Source organism: Bacillus proteolyticus, assembly GCF_001884065.1.
Lineage (GTDB): Bacteria > Bacillota > Bacilli > Bacillales > Bacillaceae_G > Bacillus_A > Bacillus_A proteolyticus.
Map to the genome: position 1 here is coordinate 78,375 of NZ_MACH01000138.1, position 20,334 is coordinate 98,708.

A 20,334-nucleotide genomic window follows, 5' to 3' on the forward strand; every position below is an offset into this window, starting at 1 on the left:
TCATAAATAATTGCAAGATTACTTTTCATTTTCTAATCTATGAATTACTTCTACCATTTCTGTAAAAACGGGTGTAACTACATTTTTGTTACTATCTGTTTCTATATCAACTACAACTAAAGCATACCTTGGGTTTTCATATGGAAAATAACCTGCAAACCAGCGATTCACCTTTTCTCCTTTTCCTGTTTGTGCCGTTCCAGATTTTCCGGCAACGTTTAGTGGTAACGAACGGAACACTGTTCCCGTTCCTTTCTCCGTCGTTACAACACCTCTTAATAACTCTTGTAGTTTTTTCACCGTTTCATAAGAAAGCTGTTTCCCAGTTAATTTATGATTTTCAAATGTAAAAAAGTCAGTTCCATTTTTATATACTATTTTTTTTACAGCTTTCACTTCCAACTTCTCTCCATCTCTAGCAATTGTCGCCATCATATTCGCTATAGCTAGAGGCGACACGCGTACATCTTTTTGTCCAATCATCGTTTGAGCAATGGCTTTTCTACTAACTTTATTTTCTTCACTTCTCCAAATAACAGCATTCTTTTCTTCTGGCAATTGTTCAAATTCTGGTGTATGAAATACTGAACCTTTCCAACCAACCGTCTTACTTGCCCCTAGGGCCTCTATATACGTCTCTAACACTTCTCTATCCTTTTGTATTAGTTCATTACCTAATAGGGCAAACGTCCGATTACAGCTTCTAGCAAAGCTTTCCTTAAAGTTTAATGACCCCATCATAACTTGTGGAAGATTTTCACCGTATAAATCCGTATTACAGTTAAATACACGGTTAAATCGCACCAAATTTTGATCAATTACCGCCGCTGCAACTACTGTTTTAAAAACAGATCCAGGAAAATGAGGAGTTAACATTTGATTTTCAAGTGTTGCTTTGTATGCGCTCCTATCATTCATCTGTAAAGATGGCTTACTTACCATTGCTAAAACTTCACTATTTTTTATGTCTAGTAATACTAACCCACCTTTTTTTATTCCGTTTTCATTTATAATCTTTTCAGCTTGCCGTTGCAACGTTTTATGTAGCGTTGTTTGAATAGTAACTGGATAAAATGGATTTCCTGGTGAAGTGTATTTTGCCTGTTTCCCGAAAATCGGCTCTCCTTGCCGATCCACTTGATATAGTACTTTTGCCTCTCCATCAGTAAGTAAAAATTCATCAAATGATTGTTGCAATCCGGAAATACCAATTGGCGTTTGTTCCGAAAGTTTTTTCATTTCTCCATAGCGTTTTTGAAATTCCTGTTCATTCTCTCCCACATCACCAATTAAATGATTTGCCTCTCCCGTTTGCTTCAATCGAACTTCTACTGCTAAAATACCTAAAGTATCTAACTGATTTACCTTCTCCATCTGCTCAACCGTTAATTGAAATGGGATATTCCCCCTTTGTAATATAAATGCTTTATTCTTACTTTTCATTTGCAGTCTTATCTCTTGTCTCGACAAACCAATGATATGCGAAATTTTCTCTAACATGTCATTTTTTATTTGTAAAAATGGAAAAATAATTAGAACTGGATATTTCTCTTCACCGATTTCCTTACCATTTCGATCTGTAAAGTGCCCTCTTCCATTATCTACTGTAAGTGATTGCGTTCGTTGCGTAACACTTTTTTCAATTAAATTGATATTTTGGTCAGTAAATGATTCCGTATCTAAAATCTGTATTTGGATTAAGCGACAAAGTAGTAAAAACATTACACTCATAAAACAAATTAAAACAACTGTAATTCTCCGTTTTATTTTCATAAAAAACACCTCGTCTCATGTAGTTTAGACGAGGTGTTTCATCTTTTATACAAATAAAAAAATCACCCGTTTTTACACGAGTGATTTTTACGTTATTTTACAGAGATAATCTCTACTTGCATTTCTCCGCCCGGTGTTTGAATTGCTACCTTCTCACCAATTTGCTTACCTAATAAGCTTTTTGCAATTGGAGAATCATTAGAAATTCTTCCTTCAAATGGATCTGCTTCTGCGCTACCTACGATTGTGTAAGATTCTTCATCTCCACCTGGTAACTCTTTAAATGTTACTGTTTTACCTAATGTAACAACTGTAGATTCTTCACCGTTATCTGTGATGATAACTGCGTTACGAATCATGTTTTCTAATTGTGTAATACGTCCTTCTACGAACGCTTGCTCATCTTTCGCTGCATCGTACTCAGAGTTCTCAGAAAGATCTCCGAAGCTACGTGCAATCTTAATGCGCTCTACAACCTCTTTACGTTTTACCGTTTTTAAATCCTCAAGTTCGTTCTCTAATTTTTGCTTACCCTCTTGCGTCATTGGGTATGTTTTTTCTGTTGCCATATTTTCCACTCCTTTTATATACCAATCCCCCGAAAAAAAAGAGGAGTTCCATATGAAAACTCCCCCACTTATATGTATAGCGGAGGTTTCTAGCACGCCTGTACTAGCGGAGTTGTCACATACAACCCCGTATTCCCAATTCTTCTTTATATAAAGAAGATATGTATGGAAAGTTGATATAAATATGCCCTCACCTATATATAGATGAGGTTGCATGTTTCATTGTATTCGATAGGAAGGGAAAAAATCCCTTCCTATCGTATATCTTTTACTATGCTATTACAAATTTACTTTTTGTTCAAGAATTGTTGCAATTTTTGTCACCATAATATCAATTGCAACATGGTTTTGTCCACCTTCAGGGATAATAATATCCGCAAATTTCTTAGAAGGCTCAATAAATTGATTGTGCATTGGACGTACAACAGTTACATATTGATCAATAACTGAATCCATCGTACGACCGCGCTCTTTAATATCACGCTGCATGCGGCGCAGGATACGAAGATCCGCATCTGTATCAACGAATAGCTTAATGTCCATTAACTCACAAAGACGTGGGTCTTCTAAAATAAGAATTCCTTCTAAAATGATTACATCTTTCGGCTCAACTGGAATAATTTCTTCTGAACGCGTATGCAATGTATAGTCATATACAGGCTTATCAATTTGCTCATATGCAAGCAACTGCTTCAAATGTTCAATTAACAGATCATTATCAAACGCAAGCGGATGATCATAATTTGTTTTTAAACGCTCTTCCATTGGTAAATGGCTTTGATCTTTGTAATAATAATCTTGCTCCAAGATTAAAATGGAATGACCTTTAAAATGGTCAAAAATCGCTTTCGTTACACTTGTTTTTCCTGATCCTGAACCACCAGCGATTCCAATTACAACAGGCTTATTCGTCCCCATTCGACTACCACTCTTTCTTATTGAAGTATGTTTTTGCGCATCATATTATTCACATACACTGGTTGATCCACTTTGAATTTCACGATTTGCAACGGATGTCTCGCTGCATCTAATTCGTTTCCATCCTCATCCCAAATTTTCTCCACCGTCTGCGTAAAGTTTTCTATTTCTGGTCCAAAGAACTCCACTTCATGTCCTGGTTTGAAGTGATTACGTTGCTCAAGCGTTACGATGCCCGTTTCTTCATTATAATCTAACACTAAACCAGCAAAATCATACGTTGTTTTCTTACTATGATTTCCAAACATTTGCTCTTGATGTCCTGGAACCCCTTCAAAGAATGCAGGAGCTGTGTCACGATTTGCACATTTATCAAGCTCATCTAACCACTCTTGTTTAAACTCAAAGTTATCCGGATCCGCACAATACGCATCAATTACTTTACGATATACAGTTGCTACAGTCGCTACGTAATGGATAGATTTCATACGTCCTTCAACTTTTAAGCTATCAATTCCAATTTCAATCATTTTCGGAATTGATAAAATTAAATTTAAATCTTTTGGACTCATCGCAAAGTGAGCATCTTCTTCTTGGAATAAAGGAAGCTCTTTTGCATCTTTATGTTGTGATACCGTTTGAACTAAATCATAGTCCCAGCGACAAGATTGACAACAACCACCACGATTAGAGTCACGCGCTGTCATATGGTTACTTAATGTACATCTTCCTGAATATGCGATACACATTGCACCATGGACGAATGCTTCAATTTCAATATCCACTTTGTCTTTAATTTCTTTCATCTCTTCATAGCTTGCCTCACGAGCTAATACAAGACGATGTAAACCTTCTTCTTTCCAATACTGTGCTGCTTTCCAGTTGGATAGCGATTGTTGTGTACTTAAATGCACCTCAACAGAAGGTGCTACACGTTTACATGTCTCAATAATAAGCGGATCAGCAACGATAATTCCCGTTACGCCAGCTTTTTCAATCCCTCTTAAATATTCCTCTAGCCCGTCCATATTTTCATTATGTGCAAAAATATTTGTTGTTACATATATTTTCGCTCCATATTTCTTTGCAAATTCAACGCCTTCTGCCATGTCTTCCAGCGTAAAGTTACCTGCATTCGAACGAAGACCAAATTCTTGTCCACCTAAATATACAGCATCTGCCCCATAATGGATAGCTACTTTTAATTTTTCTAAGTTACCCGCAGGGATTAACAGTTCAGGTTTCTTCACAATAACGCGTTTGCCATCGATCACTCGTGAAATTTCTTGTACAGTCATTTCCTACACCCTCCTCGTTTAGTAAACCGTCTCTTTAAAGAAGAATCCTGTATCTAACGGACGATTTACTGGTTGCATTTCTTCTATCTCTTTATATAAATCATCTTTCACATCATAATACGCATCACGATCTTCTACACATAAATCAATTGCTTTACGATATTTCTTCGTTACTTCAATAATGTATTCAGAGCTTTTTAGTACACCGTCGATTTTTAAGCTGTCAACTTCAGCTTCGATTAGTTCCTCTAATTCATCGATGAAACAAATATCGTTCGGACTCATAATGTGAGTACCATTTTCATCTTCATAAATTGGATATTTATTGTTACGCTCTGGGTCATATAAGAACATATTCTCTTCATATTTTTTCTTTTCAATGTCAAGATTACGTCCTTGATACTCAAAGTAGTTTCCTACTAATGAACGCTTCGATTGGAACATACAAGTCATACCGTGAATTTGTACTTCTAGTTCCACTTCAGCATTTTCTTTTAAATCAACAATTTCATCTAAGCTAAGCTCACGAGCTAATACAGCACGCTTCGCCCCTCTTTGTCCCCAGTAATTACAAGTGAACCAGTTTGTTGCTGTCGTTTCTGTATTCCAGTGCAACTGCATATTTGGCGCTACTTCACGAACAGCCATTAATACCGCTGGATCTCCAAAAACAATTGCATCTACATTCACTTCGTTTAAAAATGAAACGTATTCTGTTAATTCTTCTACTTTATCGTTGTGGAACATAGCATTCATGGCTACGTATACTTTCACACCATTTTCATGTGCAATCTTCGCAGCTTGTTTTACATCTTCACGTGAAAACTCCCCTGCTAAACGTAAACCAAACTTTTGCTCACCGATCATTACCGCATCTGCTCCTGCTTTCGCAAGAGGTTCGATATCCGCCACCGCTCTTGGCGTTACTAACAATTCAGGTTTCTTCATACCTTGGTCACCCTCTCTTTTTACTAACAGCTACTCCATCACCAATCGGGAAAATCGTTGTATCATATCCTTCATGGTTCATAAGCCACTCATTGTACGTCTTAATACGACGGATTAAACCACGCGTACGTCTGTTTTCAATTTTCTCTTTTGTCGTTACAAGACCATGGTACATAACATTATCTGAAATAATTACGCCACCAGGATTTAATAACGGTTCATATAAGTCAAAAAAGCGACGATACTGTCCTTTTGCTGCATCAATAAAAATAACGTCAAATGTTCCATGTTCTTTCACTTGTTCACCCGTTTCTAAAGCATCACCATAAATAACAGAAACGCGATTTGTTACTGGGGAACGTTCTATATATTCAAGTGCCTTTTCATATCGTTCACGATTGCGCTCTACTGTCACAATACGCGAATTCGGAATAGCTTCCATCATACGAATACTAGAATAACCGATTGCTGTTCCAAGTTCTAAAATGCTTTTCGGTCCAATTAAACGTAAAAATTGCAGCATAAATTCCATTCCAAGTCGATCCATAATCGGCACATGGTTTTCTGTTGCATACTCTTCCATTTCAAGAATTAATTTATCTTTTGGATCAATAAATGATAATAGGTACTCGTTAACTGCATCCTCCATAATTGGTCCTCCTTATTTACATGGAGAAGTGCCTCTATGACGCGTCAATCTTTGTCTTTTCACACATAGAATGCAATAAAAATACAAGCCAGCTTCACCCTTAGCTTGTACGTCCCGTTTTGATATTAAAAACGATTCTTCTGCCAGTTTTTAACCCGATATATTTTACCACAAAAAAGAGGGATGTGCGACCTTTTTCGCTATCCCTCCCCATTTCACTGTTTTTTCGTAATGTATTTTTGCTTTAATGCATTATGCTCTTCTAATGTTTTCGCATAGTACACTTCACCACTTGGTGCAGCTAAGAAATAATAATAATCTGTTTGCGCAGGTTCTAACGCAGCTTCCACTGAATGTTTACCAGAATTTGCGATCGGCCCAACTGGCAATCCTTTCACAACATACGTATTGTACGGTGAGTTTACTTTTAAATCCTCATATAATACGCGTTGTTTATGCTTTCCAAGCGCGTATAACACTGTCGGATCTGTTTGAAGTGGCATACCTTTTGCTAAACGATTATAGAAAACACTAGCGATCTTTTGACGATCTGTAAAGCCCGTTGCCTCTTCTTCAATAAGTGAAGACAATGTTAAAAGCTGATGAACATCCCAGTTTTTCGCTTTCATTTTTGCCTCGTTTTGAACAATAATGGCATTCGTTTTCTCAAGCATTGGAATTACGATTTCTTCTAACGTCGTATCTTTTTTATAGAAAGAATACGTCGCTGGATATAGATAGCCTTCTAATGGATATTTAATATTGCTATCAAAAATTTTATCAGTCAATAACTTCGGATACTTTTGCTGCATTTTTTGAACAAATGCTTTATCGTTTAATTGACGTACAACATCATCTTTATTCCACTTTAATTCTGCCGCAATCACTTCTGCAATTTCAGTTACTTGCGCCCCTTCTTTAATCGTCACTTTATATAGCGCTGGACGATGTACATTACCAGATGACATTTGTTCAATGATGTCATTTGTACTCATCGAAGGATTTAATAAATATGTACCTGCTTGTAAGCTTTTTGACTTAACCTTCGTATAAAAGCTAAAAACTGTACCGCTTTTCACAGCACCTTTTTCTTCTAAAATTTCACCAATTTTACTTGTAGATGATCCTTTTGGAATCTCTACTTCAATTTCTTTTTTATTCTCGCTATCAACCGGTCCTAAAGCCGATGAAATATATGCATAGACTGAACCACAAACTAAAAGCAGTGCAATAATCGAAAATAAAAAAATGCGTCTACGCTTCTTTTTCACTTGATTCTCTATCAAAACTCTTCCTCCTTATTCAATTGTAGGCCATATGTACATCTTTCTATACAACACAATGAAAAATCACAATAAACTTACCTATCATTTTTTTACAGATATTTTATTTTTCTACAATCCGTCTCATTATACTACAAAGGATTACACAGTTTCGACAAAAAATCTTTCATTTTACATATAAAAAAAGATGGACTATATATCGTCCATCTTCTCAATACTTATTATTCTGCTTCTTGCTCATCAGCAAGAGTGTTGAACATTTCTTGTACCATTTCCCACTCTTCTTCAGATTCGATTGGAAGTAAAGTTCCGCCCTCTTCTTCATTTTGCTCATAAGCCATTGCATCATAAATTTGGTCTCCATCTTCGTCTACTTCACCGATTGGAGAGAAGACTACGTATGATTTTTTGCCAAATTTTTCAGCATCAAAAGTGAAAACAATCTCACATAAATGTTCGTTACCTTTTTCGTCTACAATTGTAATTTGATTTTCTTCCATTTTGGTCACCTCTTATTTACTATCTAAAAATCCTTGTAAGATTACGACTGCAGCCATCTTATCGATTACTTGCTTTCGCTTCTTACGGCTTACATCAGCTGAAATGAGCAGACGTTCCGCTGCCATCGTCGACAAACGCTCGTCCCACATTACAACGTCTAATTGTAACAGCTCTCGTAGGTTTTCTGCAAATTGCTGGCACGCTTCACCACGCGGACCAATTGTACCATTCATATTTTTAGGTAAACCTACTACTATTTTGTCCACACCATACTGTTTTACTAACTCAGAAATACGGTCAAAACCAAAGTGGCCTCGTTCTTCGTTAATCCTGATTGTTTCCAGCCCTTGTGCTGTCCAGCCCATTTCGTCGCTCATTGCAACTCCGACTGTTTTTGTACCTACATCTAAACCTAATATCCGCATAAACTACTCCTCACGATGATGTTTCAAGTAAGACTTCACAAGCTCTTCAATTATCTCATCACGTTCAAGCTTGCGAACGATGCTTCGTGCATCTTTATGGCGAGGTATGTATGCTGGGTCTCCACTTAATAAATAACCGACGATTTGGTTAATCGGATTATAGCCTTTTTCTTGAAGTGCATCATACACAGTTAAAAGTACATCATTTACATGGACACTCTGTTTTTCATCTTGAATGCTAAACTTCATTGTTTTATCAAAACCGTCCATTTCAAGCACCTCACTTGTAAGTAGTAAGTATAGGGAGAAGAACTTCTCCTCTCCCTACCATTGTACACTACTATCTCTTTATTTTGAAACAGATTTAACGTACTCTTGTACAAACGCTAAAGCTTCCTCAACTTGAGCTGGGTTTTTACCGCCTGCTTGAGCCATATCAGGACGGCCACCACCGCCACCACCACAACGAGAAGCCACTTCTTTCACAAGCTTACCTGCATGGTAGCCTTGGCTAATTAAATCTTTCGTTACGCCAGCTAAAATGTTTACTTTGTCATCATTTACAGACGCTAATACAACAACTGCAGACTCTAATTTATTTTTTAGATCATCCATCATTGTACGTAAGTTGTTCATATCTGCAACATTTACTTTCGCCGCTAATACGTTCACGCCATCAACTGTCATTACTGAATCAGTTAAGTTTCCAGCTTCGATATTGCTTAATTTCGCAGCAAGAGATTCGTTTTCTTTTTGAAGTTGTTTTACTTCAGCAAATAAACCATCAACTCTTGTTAAAATATCTTTCGAATTTGTTTTCATTTTTCCTGCCGCTTCTTTTAATAAACCTACTTGATCGTTCATTAATTCGTATGCAGACTTACCAGTTACCGCCTCAATACGACGAGTTCCTGCACCGATACCAGACTCAGCAACGATTTTGAAAATACCGATAGAAGCTGTGTTATCAACGTGACAACCACCGCAAAGCTCTAAGCTATAACCGCCAACTTGTACAACACGTACCACATCTCCGTATTTTTCACCGAATAATGCCATTGCACCCATTTCTTTCGCTTCTTCAATTGCTTTTTGAGAAATCTCAACATCAATACTTTCCCAAATTTTTTCGTTTACGATACGCTCAATTTTTTCTAATTCATCAGCTTGTACTTGGCCGAAGTGAGAGAAGTCAAAGCGTAAACGTTCAGAAGTTACAAGAGAACCAGCTTGGTTAACATGCATTCCAAGTACGTCTTTTAATGCTTGGTGCAGTAAGTGAGTTGCTGTATGGTTTTTCACAACGCTACTACGATTCTTCGTATCAATAACAGCTTTCACAGCCGCATCTTTCGTTAACGTACCTTCTTCTACAACTACTTTGTGTAAGTTTTGACCGTTTGGTGCTTTTTGTACGTCTTTTACAAGAACTTTCACACCGTCAGCAAGAAGATAACCACGGTCAGCAATTTGTCCACCGCTCTCAGCGTAGAATGGCGTTACATCAAGCATTAACTGTCCTTCTTCACCAGCTTGCAAGCTATCTGTATACTCACCATTTTTCACAAGTGCTACAACGTTACTTTCTGTTGCAACTGTACCGTAGCCAACGAATTCGCTTGCTACTTTAACTTCACCAAGTACACCGCCTTGAACTTGCATAGAATCAACATCTTGACGAGCAGCACGTGCACGCTCACGTTGTTTTTCCATTTCAGCTTCAAAACCTTTATGATCAACTGTCATACCAGCTTCTTCTGCATATTCTTCTGTTAATTCAATTGGGAAACCGTATGTGTCGTATAGACGGAACGCATCTACGCCAGAAATAACAGTTGTTTTTTCTTCTTTCGCTTTTGCAATGACTTCAGCTAAAATTGATTCACCATCATGAAGTGTTTCATGGAAACGCTCTTCTTCATTTTTCACAACTTTTGCAATGAAATCTTGCTTTTCAAGTACTTCTGGATAGAAGTCTTTCATTACTTCTCCAACAACCGGTACTAATTCAAACATGAATGGACGGTTGATGTTTAATTTCTTAGAATAACGAACAGCGCGGCGTAATAAACGACGTAATACATAACCACGGCCTTCGTTAGATGGAAGAGCACCGTCACCAACAGCGAATGTTACTGTACGAATATGGTCAGCAATTACTTTAAACGCCATATCTTTTTCTAAGTCGCCATTACGATACTTCTCACCAGAAATTGATTCTGTTGCACCAATCATTGGCATAAATAGGTCTGTATCAAAGTTCGTAGGCACATCTTGAACGATAGATGTCATACGCTCTAGACCCATCCCTGTATCGATGTTTTTCTTAGGAAGTGGCGTATATGAACCGTCTGGATTATGGTTAAATTGAGAGAATACAAGGTTCCATACTTCTAAGTAACGCTCATTTTCTCCGCCTGGATATAATTCTGGGTCACTAAAGTCATTACCGTAAGCTTCCCCGCGATCATAGAAAATCTCTGTATTCGGTCCACTTGGTCCTTCACCGATATCCCAGAAGTTTTCTTCTAAGCGGATGATGCGCTCTTTTGGAACACCCATTTTCTCATTCCAAATTGTGAATGCTTCTTCATCTTCTGGATGGATTGTAACTGATAGTAATTCTTTATCGAATCCGATCCATTTGTCGCTCGTTAAGAATTCCCAAGCCCAAGTAATTGCTTCTTCTTTGAAGTAATCACCGATTGAGAAGTTCCCCAACATTTCAAAGAATGTATGGTGACGAGCTGTTTTCCCTACGTTTTCAATATCGTTTGTACGAATTGATTTTTGAGCATTTGTAATACGTGGATTTTGCGGGATTACGCGTCCATCAAAATATTTTTTTAATGTTGCTACACCACTGTTAATCCATAGAAGAGATGGATCTTCATGTGGAACTAGTGATGCACTAGGTTCTACTGCATGTCCTTTTTCTTGGAAAAAGTCTAAAAACATTTGACGAATTTGTGCGCCTGTTAGTTGTTTCATTGTATTTTCCTCCTTAAATATAAAAAACTCCCGTCCCTATAAAAGGGACGAGAGTTAACTCGCGATACCACCCTAATTATGAATTGACTATTATAACAATCAATTCATCACCTCATGGTGCCGTAACGTGGCAAGACGGCAGTGATTAGCTGCTCTCAGGATTAGCTTTCTGTTACCCTTCATTTAAAGCTTCTTTCAGCCAGTGGAAGCTTCTCTCTACAAATGGACAGTAACGTACTTGTTCCGTCATTGATTTAATGTATTATATGACTAAATATAATAGAATTCTCTTAAGTTTGTCAATGTAGATAATCATTTATATTGTGTCAATTGCTTATTAACCATAATTATTCTACTATTCATTTTTAACAGCCTTTCGATATATTATGCATTTACTACTAAATAGGAATCTCTTCATAAAAAATACCCCTATACAAATTTCTAGATATTACATTATTTGTTATAATTAAATTATTAACAATAAAGGAGCGATTACAATGACAACTTTATTGAATCAAGCTAAAGCAATGTTAGCTACCGACGAAAAAATCCTTTTTTACGCAGCATGTTCATTAGACATATTTATTTATCGTTCCGTCGCAAGGCCAGGCCTATTGATTTTAACGAACAAAAGGCTATTCTTTTATGGACCAGATGTAAGTCAGAACCCAATATTTGAAGAGTACTCTTTCGCAAACATTTCTAATCTAAAAGAACAGAAGCGTCTTTTCAGCAATCAAATTGTATTTATGTATGATACGGAATGGAAAAGAATAAAACATATTCAAACAAATGATGTGAGCTCCCTCATTCAAAAGATACACAAGCAGATTTCTAAATAAATATATAATTAGCCCTCTATTTTTTAAATAGAGGGCTTCATTTTAAACATCTTCTCTTTTCCAAAGGGGTCTCACGTGAACAATTACTGTACGAATAACTGCTAAAATTGGAACCGATACTAGCAACCCCACAATCCCTGCTATCTCTCCTCCAACTAGTAATGCAAGCATAATAATAACAGGGTGCATACGGAGTGACTTACCGACGATGTAAGGTGATAAAATGTTACTTTCCAAAAATTGCAAAATAGCAATTGTAATCCCTGCCTTAATGAGTAAACTCGTTGATACCGTTGCTGCAATCATCAACGTCGGAATCGCCCCTAAAATAGGACCAAAGTACGGGATTATATCCGTTACCCCAATAATAATGCCGAGTAATAATGGATATTTCATACCGATAAACCAAAAAGAAAGAACAGATACTCCCCCTAATACTAAACAAACAAATAACTGTCCTCGAATATAACTTCCGAGTGACTTATCAATTTCTTTCGCAAGCATTTGACCCGTACTACGCCATTTACTCGGGACTAGTTTCCAAAAGATATGATAAAACTCACCGTAATCTTTTAATATGTAAAATACAATGAACGGGATTAAGAAAATAATGAGTAACGAATCGAGTACACCACGAGCTGTACTCATCACTTTATTTAAAAGTGCTTGAATCTTCGTTTCTACACCACCAAAAATTTGTTTCACCTTTTCATGAATAAACGACGGGAAATTCGCCGTTTGTTCTGTGACCCCATCCATCCAAGAATCATACATTTTTGTAAACTGTGGAAATTGTTCATTAATTTCTTGCAACTGCTTAATAACAACGGGCGTTCCTTTATAAATCCCATAACCAATTCCGCCGAAGAAAAGTACGTAAATGAGCAAAATGGCAAGCGTGCGAGGCATTCCTTCTTTATGTATTTTTTCAATTAAAGGATGCAATAAGTACGCAATGAAACACGCGATAAGAAATGGTGTAATTGCCACTTTAAATACAAAAATAATCGGTGCCCATAATGGCTTAATTTTTAAAAAGACAAGCAAACAAAGAAAAATGAGTAACAATAATCCTAAACGATATATCCAAATGATTTTAAGATTCTTCACACGAAAAACCTCCTCCACCTTTATTTTGAAAATAAATAGGTTAGGTTATGTGCAAAAGTTTTAAAATCTTTTTATACAGACCATACTGTTTTTTAAAGACGGACATATATTTAACATAATAAGGACAACCACCCCTGAGAATGCAACATGAAACAATATAATCAGGAGGTCTCATTATGATTTTGTTGATGCTCGTATTATCAGCACTTTTTATGATTCTTGAATGGATTTGTATTGGGTTTGGTATTTGGAAAGGTTTCTTTATTCGTTCCTCGCGAAAAGAACGGGCGAAGCAATTATGGCATTATGGAATGCTTGGCGTTGGGTGCTACGGCCTATCTTATCTCTTCTCTGAAATTGGACTTTTATATTTGCATACGAGTGCATAAAAAAACTCCCTTATCATGAAGGGAGTTTTTTACGTTTATAAATAAGATTTAATCATCTTACGTGCTTTTTTCATATTGCGTTTTGAAAATACATCTTGCTTGCGAGCATATTGATATGCTGCAGCTCCAACACCTAATGCGATTAATGAATTGCGTAGATTCAAAGTAAATCCCCCTTTTCGTTATCCGATCGTTCTTTCGTTCTCATCAAATAAATCATCAAGAGAGCTTAATGAACCATCTTCCTCTACTTGATGCGTATGGATTTTCCCCTTTGAAACCGATAATTCGATATAACAATTCCAGCAATAAAATTGGTTGACACCTATTTTTCCGATGTCTTTCCCTTTGCAATTTGGACAAATAAACATATGGCTTTCATCTCCTTACAGTCTCCCAGATTCTATTCGCCATTATGTCCAAACCGCATTCATTTATACATTGCTGGAGCCTTTCAACGTTATACGTTTGAAAGTTTCACTATATAATTTCACCTTGTTACATGAAATCATACGGTGAAATGTTTTCCACGTCCATTTCCTCGCCATTAACCGTTACCATCTGCACCTCTCCTTGTGATTCTTGCAAGCGACCAGCTAAAGTCGTTTGACGCATTGCATCATCAAGGCGATTTACACCGGATTGAAAAGCCGCTTCCTCCCCACAAATAATAAGGAATTTCTTACTCCTTGTAATGCCCGTGTAAATTAAATTACGACGTAACATACGGTAATAGCTCTTTACAATCGGCATAATAACTATTGGAAATTCACTACCTTGTGATTTATGAATCGAGCAGCAATATGCATGAGTAATTTGATTTAAATCCGGCTTTGTATACGTTACTTCAATTCCATCAAATGAAACGATAATCATGTCCTGTTGCTCGACATTTTCTTTCGCATAAAACACCGAAACAATTTCTCCAATATCACCATTAAACACTTGGCTTTCTGGCTGATTGACAAGTTGCAGTACTTTATCGCCTCTTCGGTATACAACATCACCGTAAGCAATTTCTTTACTCTTTTCCCTTTTCGGATTAAATACTTGTTGCAACGCTTCATTCAGTACATTAATACCTGCTGGTCCGCGGTACATAGGTGCCAATACTTGTACATCTCTGGCACTAAAGCCTTTTGTCTTAGCATTTTCACAAACCTTTTTCACAACCTCAACAATTTGAGCCCCTGCACAGCTAATAAATGAACGATCTTTTTTATTTTGCGCTAAATCTGGCGGAAGCGTCCCGTCTTTTATCGCATGGGCAAGCTGAATAACAGACGAACCTTCTGCCTGACGATAAATTTCTGTGAGTTTTACCGTTGGGATGGCACCTGCATTTAATAAATCTTTCAACACTTGTCCAGGTCCTACTGATGGTAATTGGTCTTCATCACCTACAACGATTACTTGGATGTTCGTTGGCAGTGACTTAAATAGTTGATTTGCAAGCCAAATATCAACCATCGAAAACTCATCAATAATGAGTAACTTCCCTTGAACCGGATCGGTTTCATTGCGCTGGAAAGAACCTTCTGGCGTCCAGCCAAGCAAACGATGAATTGTGCAAGCCGGAAGTCCTGTTGATTCACTCATTCGCTTCGCAGCTCTTCCTGTTGGAGCCGTTAATAATATCGGAAATGGATTATCATCACTATATTCATTCGGATTTAACGATAGTCCATGCAGCGATGCATACATTTCTACAATTCCTTTAATAACAGTTGTTTTCCCTGTTCCTGGTCCACCTGTTAATAACATCATCGGTTTATGAAGTGCCGTTTGAATTGCTTCTTGCTGAAATGGTGCATATTGGACATTCAGCTGCTCTTCAATTTCACCTAACGTCTTTAACACTTCAGCTTCAGGGAATGAAGGTGTTTCTTCTTGATTCATAAGCCTACGAATAGACTTTACAACACCTTTTTCAGAGTAGAACAACGATGCTAAATACACTCGTTCTTCTTCTATGATGACTTTCCCTTCACTTTGCATCATTTCAACGCAACCTATAATGTCTTCTTCCGTCACTCTTCCTTCTTGATTATTTAAAAGTGACATCGTTTCTCTTACAAGTTGATCTTTTCCCATATAAACATGACCGAGTTGCAGTGAAACATTCTCTAATGTGTAAAAACATCCCGCACGTACACGGTCATCGTGATTACCCGATATCCCTAGCGCACGTCCTATATCATCTGCTCGTCCAAAACCAATCCCGTCCACTTCTTCAATAAGTTGATATGGATTTTTACGAATCACTTCTAATGTCATTTCTTTATATTGCTGGTAAATCTTAATGGAAAGTTTCGTTCCAAAACCGTAACCATTTAAAAAGCTCATTACTTTCTCTAATCCTTGATGCTCAACAATCGTCTCATATATTTCTTGCGCTTTTTGTTTATTAACAACACCATTTAACGCCTCAGGGTCATCCATAATTTTAGAAATAGCATGTTCCCCGAGATGGTCCACAATTTTTTCGGCTGTACGCTTTCCGATTCCTTTAAATAAATCACTCGCTAAATATTGCACCATACCTGCTTTTGTTTGCGGCAATTCTTTCTTAAACGTTTCAACTAAATATTGTTTCCCATACTTTGGATGATCTTTAAAATGACCTGTTAATGTAAACACTTCATCTTCATGCATACGGGGAAAATGACCATTTATCATCACTTTTTTTTCGTCGTATGTTTCATTTGTTTCAATGATTTTCATACTAACAACGGAATAGAGGTTTTCTTCGTTGTGGAAAATGGTATGAAGAACTTGCGCTTTTATAAATTTTTTCTCTTCCTCAAACAAATCCATTGCATGTTGATTTCCCATCTTTCCTCTCCTTTCCGAGTTCTTTTCACTTTAATGAGCAGTACATCCCCCACCTCTTTCATACTCTTTAGATGAGGGGTAACTGCGCATTAAACTATAATTTCACTTTATTCAGCTTCTTGCTCTAATAAACGAACGCCATTACCAGCTAAAAAGTGATCTGGCTGAATTTCAGTTGCTTTCTTAAATAAAGCAAGAGCTTTCTCATTATTTTCTTCAAATACGTACGCAACACCTAAATTATAATACGCATCTGCATGCTCTTCATCCATTTCTAATACCTTTTCAAAATAAGGTTTTGCCTCTTGAATATGTTCTAGTCGTGCGAAGCAAAGTCCGCATTGGAAAACAGCTTCTACATCACTTTCATCTAATTCAGTTGCTCTTTGTAAAAATGGCAGTGCAAGACGATCATTTCCAAGTTGCACGTGTGTGATACCTAACATAAACGTTACATCAGCTGATTGTAATCCAGCTTGCATTGCTTGTTCAAATACAGCCTTTGCCTCTGCAAATTGCTCTTGGCCGTAATATACATTTCCTAAGCCATAATAGGCAGCCGCAGATTTATCATCTAATTCTAATGCACGTTTGTAAAATAAAATTGCTCGCTCACTATCACCTAATACATCTAATAAATTCGCAAAGTTAATGTATCCTAGCGAATCTTTCGGATTTTCTTCGATTGCTTCCGTAAAATTTTTAGCTGCTTCTTCCCAGTTTCCTTCTTGCATATATTGAATACCTGTTTCAAGTTTGTTTGACATGTCCTTCACCTCTACAACAAATTATAACAAAGAATGTATTTTCCAAGCGAACGAAAATTCGCTTTATGTAAAAGAAACCTCTAACCGCTAATCGGCAGAGGCTTCTCGTTTATCCTAAATAATCTAATTTCTTACCACTACGGTATACTTCATCGATTGTAGCACCGCCTAAGCACTCATCTCCATCATAGAAAACAACTGCTTGTCCTGGTGTAATCGCACGAATTGGCTCATCACAAAGAATACGCACTGTATTTTCATCAACGATCTGAACCGTTACTTTATTGTCTGCTTGACGATAACGGAATTTCGCTGTGCATGTAAATTCTGTTTCTTTTGCCTTGTTACTTACCCATCCTACATTCGTAGCAATAACTTCATCACCATATAAAAGTTCGTTATGGAATCCTTGATCAACATATAAAATGTTGTCTTTTAAGTTTTTCCCAACAGCGAACCAAGGATCACCGTTACCACCAATACCAAGGCCATGACGTTGTCCAATTGTATAGTACATTAAACCGTCATGTTTTCCTTTCACTTCACCAGATAATGTTTGCATTACACCTGGTTGTGCTGGTAAATAGTTACTTAAGAAATCTTTAAAGTTACGCTCACCGATGAAGCAAATACCCGTACTATCTTTCTTCGCGGCTGTCGCTAAACCAGCTGCTGTCGCCATTTCACGAATTTGCGGTTTCTTTAATTCACCTAATGGGAACATTGTTTTTGATAATTGCTCTTGGCTTAATTGATTTAAGAAGTACGTTTGGTCTTTATTGTCATCAACGCCGCGAAGCATTTTATATTCGCCGTCCATATAAGCAACACGTGCATAATGGCCTGTCGCTACATAATCAGCACCAAGCGCAATTGCATGCTCTAAAAAGGCTTTGAATTTAATTTCTTTGTTACACATTACATCTGGATTTGGTGTACGACCAGCTCGGTACTCATCTAAAAAGTACGTAAATACTTTATCCCAGTATTGTTTTTCAAAGTTTACTGCATAATACGGAATACCGATTTGGTTACACACTTCAATTACATCATTGTAATCTTCAGTTGCTGTGCAGACACCATTCTCATCTGTATCATCCCAGTTTTTCATAAAAATTCCGATTACATCGTAACCTTGCTCTTTTAATAAAAGAGCTGCTACAGATGAATCGACGCCACCGGACATCCCGATGACAACGCGTGTTTCGTGAGGTAGTTTGTTCATCATGTCACCTCCCATGCTAATTTTGTGTTAATCGCTTCACGATTTTCACTGTTTCGTACGCCGCTTTTTCAATTTGCTCTTTCGTATTTCCAAGTCCGAAACTAAAGCGTACGGATGAACGTATTTGATCGGAATCTTTTCCGAACATCGCCACTAATACATGTGATGGATCAATCGAACCCGCTGTACAAGCAGAACCACTTGATACTGCAATGCCAGCTAAGTCTAAGTTCACAAGGAACGGTTCAATGTTCATTCCTGTAAAACTTATATTCAACACGTGTGGTAAGCGATATTCCAAGTTTCCGTTTACCTCGAAAGTAATGTCTTCATTTTTGAAGACAGATACCATTATATCTTTAAACTCTTCATATTGGGCATTTTTTTGCTCACGAGTTTTTTCAGCTATAAGAATTGCATGCTGAAGCCCAGCAATACTAGGTACATTTTCCGTACCAGCACGGCGTTTTCTTTCTTGCTCTCCACCTATTAATAACGGTTCAAATTTCACATTTGCACCTGCGTATAGGAACCCTACACCTTTTGGCCCATTAATTTTGTGAGCTGAAATGGATAATAAATCAATACCAAACTCTTTCACATCAATTTCTACTAAACCGTAAGCTTGTACCGCATCTGTATGGAAATAAGCTTGATGCTCCTTCAGCAGCTTTCCTATTTCCGCGATTGGTTGCATTGTCCCTACTTCATTATTCCCAAACATAACAGATACGAGAATTGTCTCTTCCGTTAACGCCTTTTGTATATCAGAAACTTGAACACGCCCTGTTTCATCAACAGGTACATATGTTACTACAAACCCTTCACGCTCTAACAATTCACACGTATGCAAAATCGCATGGTGTTCCATTTGCGTCGTTATAATGTGGTTTCCTTTATGACGATTCGCGCGTGCTACACCTATAAGCGCTAAATTATCAGCTTCTGTACCACCGCTCGTAAATATAATTTCATTCGGATTTGCGTGAATGCTACGTGCACACGCGCGTCTCGCCTCATCTACCGCATGGCGCGTTTGACGACCATAAAAGTGAATGCTAGACGGGTTTCCGAATGTTTCTGTCATATATGGAATCATCTTTTCGACCACTTCTGGGTGAGTCGGAGATGTCGCAGCATGATCTAAGTAAATGCGTTCCATTAAATCTCCTTCTTTCCAAATCGTTTCACAAGGAATTAAATGTAAAACATATAGCCCCCGTGATTTTCTTCCTCATAACGTACTAAATCTTCTAAAGTTGTACTATCTAATACTTCTTGCACCGCGTCACGAACACGCATCCATAATTGGCGTTGTGCTGGTTCTTCTTCTTCGATCATTTCTACAACACTAATTGGCCCCTCTAATACACGGATTACATCTCCAGCGGTAATATTGGCTGGCTGATCAGATAATACATATCCACCATATGCACCGCGCGTACTCTTTACAAGACGAGCGTTACGAAGTGGTGAAATTAATTGCTCTAAGTAATGTTCAGATAAGTCATGTGCCTGCGCGATTGATTTTAATGAAATTGGACCTTCACCAAACTTTTTTGCAAGGTCGATCATAATTGTTAAGCCGTAGCGGCCTTTCGTTGAAATCTTCATCTATTTGCACCTCATTTCAAATTTTCACTTCTATTGGTTATATCTTATTTATAAAAGAACACAATTTAAAATCCTATGAAATTATAGCATAATATAGTATTATAAGAAATTTCAACTTGTGTATCAAAATGATAACATAAAATCACATTGAAAAACTCGGGAATTATTATAATTGAAAGAAAAATGAAAATATTCAT

At 37.3% G+C, this 20,334-nt stretch carries 21 protein-coding genes and 1 other annotated feature; of the genes, 2 read left to right on the forward strand and 19 right to left on the reverse strand.

The genetic code is table 11. The features are described 5' to 3' along the window. Nucleotides 1-18: 18 nt before the first annotated feature. From BAQ49_RS24715 to alaS, 11 genes are all read right to left on the reverse strand, one after another. Nucleotides 19-1,773 (reverse strand): peptidoglycan D,D-transpeptidase FtsI family protein, encoded by a 1,755-nt coding sequence (locus tag BAQ49_RS24715; RefSeq protein ID WP_071747419.1) that lies wholly within the window; start codon nucleotides 1,771-1,773, stop codon nucleotides 19-21. Nucleotides 1,774-1,865: 92 nt separating this feature from the next. Then, complete coding sequence (greA, locus tag BAQ49_RS24720) at nucleotides 1,866-2,342, reverse strand: transcription elongation factor GreA (RefSeq protein WP_000179964.1); 477 nt, start codon at nucleotides 2,340-2,342, stop codon at nucleotides 1,866-1,868. A gap of 279 nt (nucleotides 2,343-2,621) precedes the next feature. Beyond that, complete coding sequence (udk, locus tag BAQ49_RS24725; protein ID WP_071747420.1) at nucleotides 2,622-3,260, reverse strand: uridine kinase; 639 nt, start codon at nucleotides 3,258-3,260, stop codon at nucleotides 2,622-2,624. A 17-nt stretch (nucleotides 3,261-3,277) separates the two neighbouring features. After that, nucleotides 3,278-4,558 carry a peptidase U32 family protein gene (locus BAQ49_RS24730; protein ID WP_071747421.1) on the reverse strand — a complete coding sequence of 427 codons (1,281 nt, stop codon included), beginning with the start codon at nucleotides 4,556-4,558 and terminating at the stop codon, nucleotides 3,278-3,280. A gap of 18 nt (nucleotides 4,559-4,576) precedes the next feature. Further along, on the reverse strand, nucleotides 4,577-5,506 hold the full coding sequence (locus BAQ49_RS24735; protein WP_071747422.1) for a peptidase U32 family protein: 930 nt from the start codon (nucleotides 5,504-5,506) through the stop codon (nucleotides 4,577-4,579). Nucleotides 5,507-5,513: 7 nt separating this feature from the next. Continuing rightward, nucleotides 5,514-6,155, reverse strand: a complete 642-nt coding sequence (locus tag BAQ49_RS24740; RefSeq protein ID WP_071747423.1) for an O-methyltransferase — start codon at nucleotides 6,153-6,155, stop codon at nucleotides 5,514-5,516. Nucleotides 6,156-6,370: 215 nt separating this feature from the next. Continuing rightward, nucleotides 6,371-7,441 carry an endolytic transglycosylase MltG gene (mltG, locus tag BAQ49_RS24745; RefSeq protein ID WP_071747424.1) on the reverse strand — a complete coding sequence of 357 codons (1,071 nt, stop codon included), beginning with the start codon at nucleotides 7,439-7,441 and terminating at the stop codon, nucleotides 6,371-6,373. A 218-nt stretch (nucleotides 7,442-7,659) separates the two neighbouring features. After that, nucleotides 7,660-7,938, reverse strand: coding sequence for a DUF1292 domain-containing protein (locus BAQ49_RS24750; protein WP_000392249.1), 279 nt, complete (start codon nucleotides 7,936-7,938; stop codon nucleotides 7,660-7,662). Nucleotides 7,939-7,950: 12 nt separating this feature from the next. Continuing rightward, entirely contained in the window at nucleotides 7,951-8,364 is a 414-nt protein-coding gene (ruvX, locus tag BAQ49_RS24755; RefSeq protein ID WP_071747425.1) for a Holliday junction resolvase RuvX, read from the reverse strand. Between the two features lie 3 nt (nucleotides 8,365-8,367). Continuing rightward, nucleotides 8,368-8,634, reverse strand: a complete 267-nt coding sequence (locus BAQ49_RS24760) for an IreB family regulatory phosphoprotein (protein WP_000348591.1) — start codon at nucleotides 8,632-8,634, stop codon at nucleotides 8,368-8,370. Between the two features lie 78 nt (nucleotides 8,635-8,712). Further along, a complete protein-coding gene (alaS, locus tag BAQ49_RS24765) occupies nucleotides 8,713-11,355 on the reverse strand; it encodes an alanine--tRNA ligase (protein WP_071747426.1) in 2,643 nt (880 codons plus the stop codon). A gap of 40 nt (nucleotides 11,356-11,395) precedes the next feature. Next, nucleotides 11,396-11,614, reverse strand: a binding site (T-box leader). Between the two features lie 238 nt (nucleotides 11,615-11,852). On the opposite strand from alaS, the gene BAQ49_RS24770 reads away from it, so the two are divergent. Then, nucleotides 11,853-12,197, forward strand: a complete 345-nt coding sequence (locus BAQ49_RS24770) for a PH domain-containing protein (protein ID WP_071747427.1) — start codon at nucleotides 11,853-11,855, stop codon at nucleotides 12,195-12,197. A gap of 42 nt (nucleotides 12,198-12,239) precedes the next feature. On the opposite strand, the gene BAQ49_RS24775 is transcribed toward BAQ49_RS24770, so the two are convergent. Next, the gene (locus tag BAQ49_RS24775; RefSeq protein ID WP_071747428.1) at nucleotides 12,240-13,307 is read right to left on the reverse strand and encodes an AI-2E family transporter; all 1,068 of its coding nucleotides are present in this window, start codon (nucleotides 13,305-13,307) and stop codon (nucleotides 12,240-12,242) included. A gap of 176 nt (nucleotides 13,308-13,483) precedes the next feature. Between BAQ49_RS24775 and BAQ49_RS24780 the strand changes: the two genes are divergently transcribed. Then, entirely contained in the window at nucleotides 13,484-13,696 is a 213-nt protein-coding gene (locus BAQ49_RS24780) for a hypothetical protein (protein ID WP_071747429.1), read from the forward strand. 35 nt (nucleotides 13,697-13,731) lie between these two features. Here BAQ49_RS24780 and BAQ49_RS24785 read toward each other — a convergent pair whose 3' ends face one another. The 7 genes from BAQ49_RS24785 to cymR form a co-directional block, all read right to left on the reverse strand. Then, entirely contained in the window at nucleotides 13,732-13,860 is a 129-nt protein-coding gene (locus BAQ49_RS24785) for a YrzQ family protein (protein WP_001053553.1), read from the reverse strand. A gap of 18 nt (nucleotides 13,861-13,878) precedes the next feature. Then, nucleotides 13,879-14,067, reverse strand: a complete 189-nt coding sequence (locus BAQ49_RS24790) for a YrzR-like zinc ribbon domain (protein ID WP_000469281.1) — start codon at nucleotides 14,065-14,067, stop codon at nucleotides 13,879-13,881. Nucleotides 14,068-14,194: 127 nt separating this feature from the next. Next, nucleotides 14,195-16,531 carry an SF1B family DNA helicase RecD2 gene (gene recD2 / locus BAQ49_RS24795; protein ID WP_071747430.1) on the reverse strand — a complete coding sequence of 779 codons (2,337 nt, stop codon included), beginning with the start codon at nucleotides 16,529-16,531 and terminating at the stop codon, nucleotides 14,195-14,197. 107 nt (nucleotides 16,532-16,638) lie between these two features. Further along, nucleotides 16,639-17,298 carry a tetratricopeptide repeat protein gene (locus BAQ49_RS24800; RefSeq protein WP_071747431.1) on the reverse strand — a complete coding sequence of 220 codons (660 nt, stop codon included), beginning with the start codon at nucleotides 17,296-17,298 and terminating at the stop codon, nucleotides 16,639-16,641. A gap of 109 nt (nucleotides 17,299-17,407) precedes the next feature. Further along, nucleotides 17,408-18,523, reverse strand: a complete 1,116-nt coding sequence (mnmA, locus tag BAQ49_RS24805) for a tRNA 2-thiouridine(34) synthase MnmA (RefSeq protein WP_071747432.1) — start codon at nucleotides 18,521-18,523, stop codon at nucleotides 17,408-17,410. Between the two features lie 16 nt (nucleotides 18,524-18,539). Next, a complete protein-coding gene (locus BAQ49_RS24810) occupies nucleotides 18,540-19,685 on the reverse strand; it encodes a cysteine desulfurase family protein (RefSeq protein WP_071747433.1) in 1,146 nt (381 codons plus the stop codon). Between the two features lie 35 nt (nucleotides 19,686-19,720). Then, nucleotides 19,721-20,137 carry a cysteine metabolism transcriptional regulator CymR gene (gene cymR, locus BAQ49_RS24815; protein WP_000704116.1) on the reverse strand — a complete coding sequence of 139 codons (417 nt, stop codon included), beginning with the start codon at nucleotides 20,135-20,137 and terminating at the stop codon, nucleotides 19,721-19,723. Between the last annotated feature and the right edge of the window lie 197 nt (nucleotides 20,138-20,334).

Coding starts and splice junctions, on each gene's coding strand:
- BAQ49_RS24780 (WP_071747429.1), top strand. CDS start 13,484: ATGATTTTGTTGATGCTCGTATTATCAGCACTTTTTATGATTCTTGAA.
- BAQ49_RS24730 (WP_071747421.1), bottom strand. CDS start 4,558: ATGACTGTACAAGAAATTTCACGAGTGATCGATGGCAAACGCGTTATT.
- cymR (WP_000704116.1), bottom strand. CDS start 20,137: ATGAAGATTTCAACGAAAGGCCGCTACGGCTTAACAATTATGATCGAC.
- BAQ49_RS24735 (WP_071747422.1), bottom strand. CDS start 5,506: ATGAAGAAACCTGAATTGTTAGTAACGCCAAGAGCGGTGGCGGATATC.
- BAQ49_RS24790 (WP_000469281.1), bottom strand. CDS start 14,067: ATGTTTATTTGTCCAAATTGCAAAGGGAAAGACATCGGAAAAATAGGT.
- udk (WP_071747420.1), bottom strand. CDS start 3,260: ATGGGGACGAATAAGCCTGTTGTAATTGGAATCGCTGGTGGTTCAGGA.
- BAQ49_RS24760 (WP_000348591.1), bottom strand. CDS start 8,634: ATGGACGGTTTTGATAAAACAATGAAGTTTAGCATTCAAGATGAAAAA.
- BAQ49_RS24810 (WP_071747433.1), bottom strand. CDS start 19,685: ATGGAACGCATTTACTTAGATCATGCTGCGACATCTCCGACTCACCCA.
- alaS (WP_071747426.1), bottom strand. CDS start 11,355: ATGAAACAACTAACAGGCGCACAAATTCGTCAAATGTTTTTAGACTTT.
- BAQ49_RS24750 (WP_000392249.1), bottom strand. CDS start 7,938: ATGGAAGAAAATCAAATTACAATTGTAGACGAAAAAGGTAACGAACAT.
- BAQ49_RS24715 (WP_071747419.1), bottom strand. CDS start 1,773: ATGAAAATAAAACGGAGAATTACAGTTGTTTTAATTTGTTTTATGAGT.
- ruvX (WP_071747425.1), bottom strand. CDS start 8,364: ATGCGGATATTAGGTTTAGATGTAGGTACAAAAACAGTCGGAGTTGCA.
- BAQ49_RS24800 (WP_071747431.1), bottom strand. CDS start 17,298: ATGTCAAACAAACTTGAAACAGGTATTCAATATATGCAAGAAGGAAAC.
- BAQ49_RS24770 (WP_071747427.1), top strand. CDS start 11,853: ATGACAACTTTATTGAATCAAGCTAAAGCAATGTTAGCTACCGACGAA.
- BAQ49_RS24740 (WP_071747423.1), bottom strand. CDS start 6,155: ATGGAGGATGCAGTTAACGAGTACCTATTATCATTTATTGATCCAAAA.
- mnmA (WP_071747432.1), bottom strand. CDS start 18,523: ATGAACAAACTACCTCACGAAACACGCGTTGTCATCGGGATGTCCGGT.
- greA (WP_000179964.1), bottom strand. CDS start 2,342: ATGGCAACAGAAAAAACATACCCAATGACGCAAGAGGGTAAGCAAAAA.
- recD2 (WP_071747430.1), bottom strand. CDS start 16,531: ATGGGAAATCAACATGCAATGGATTTGTTTGAGGAAGAGAAAAAATTT.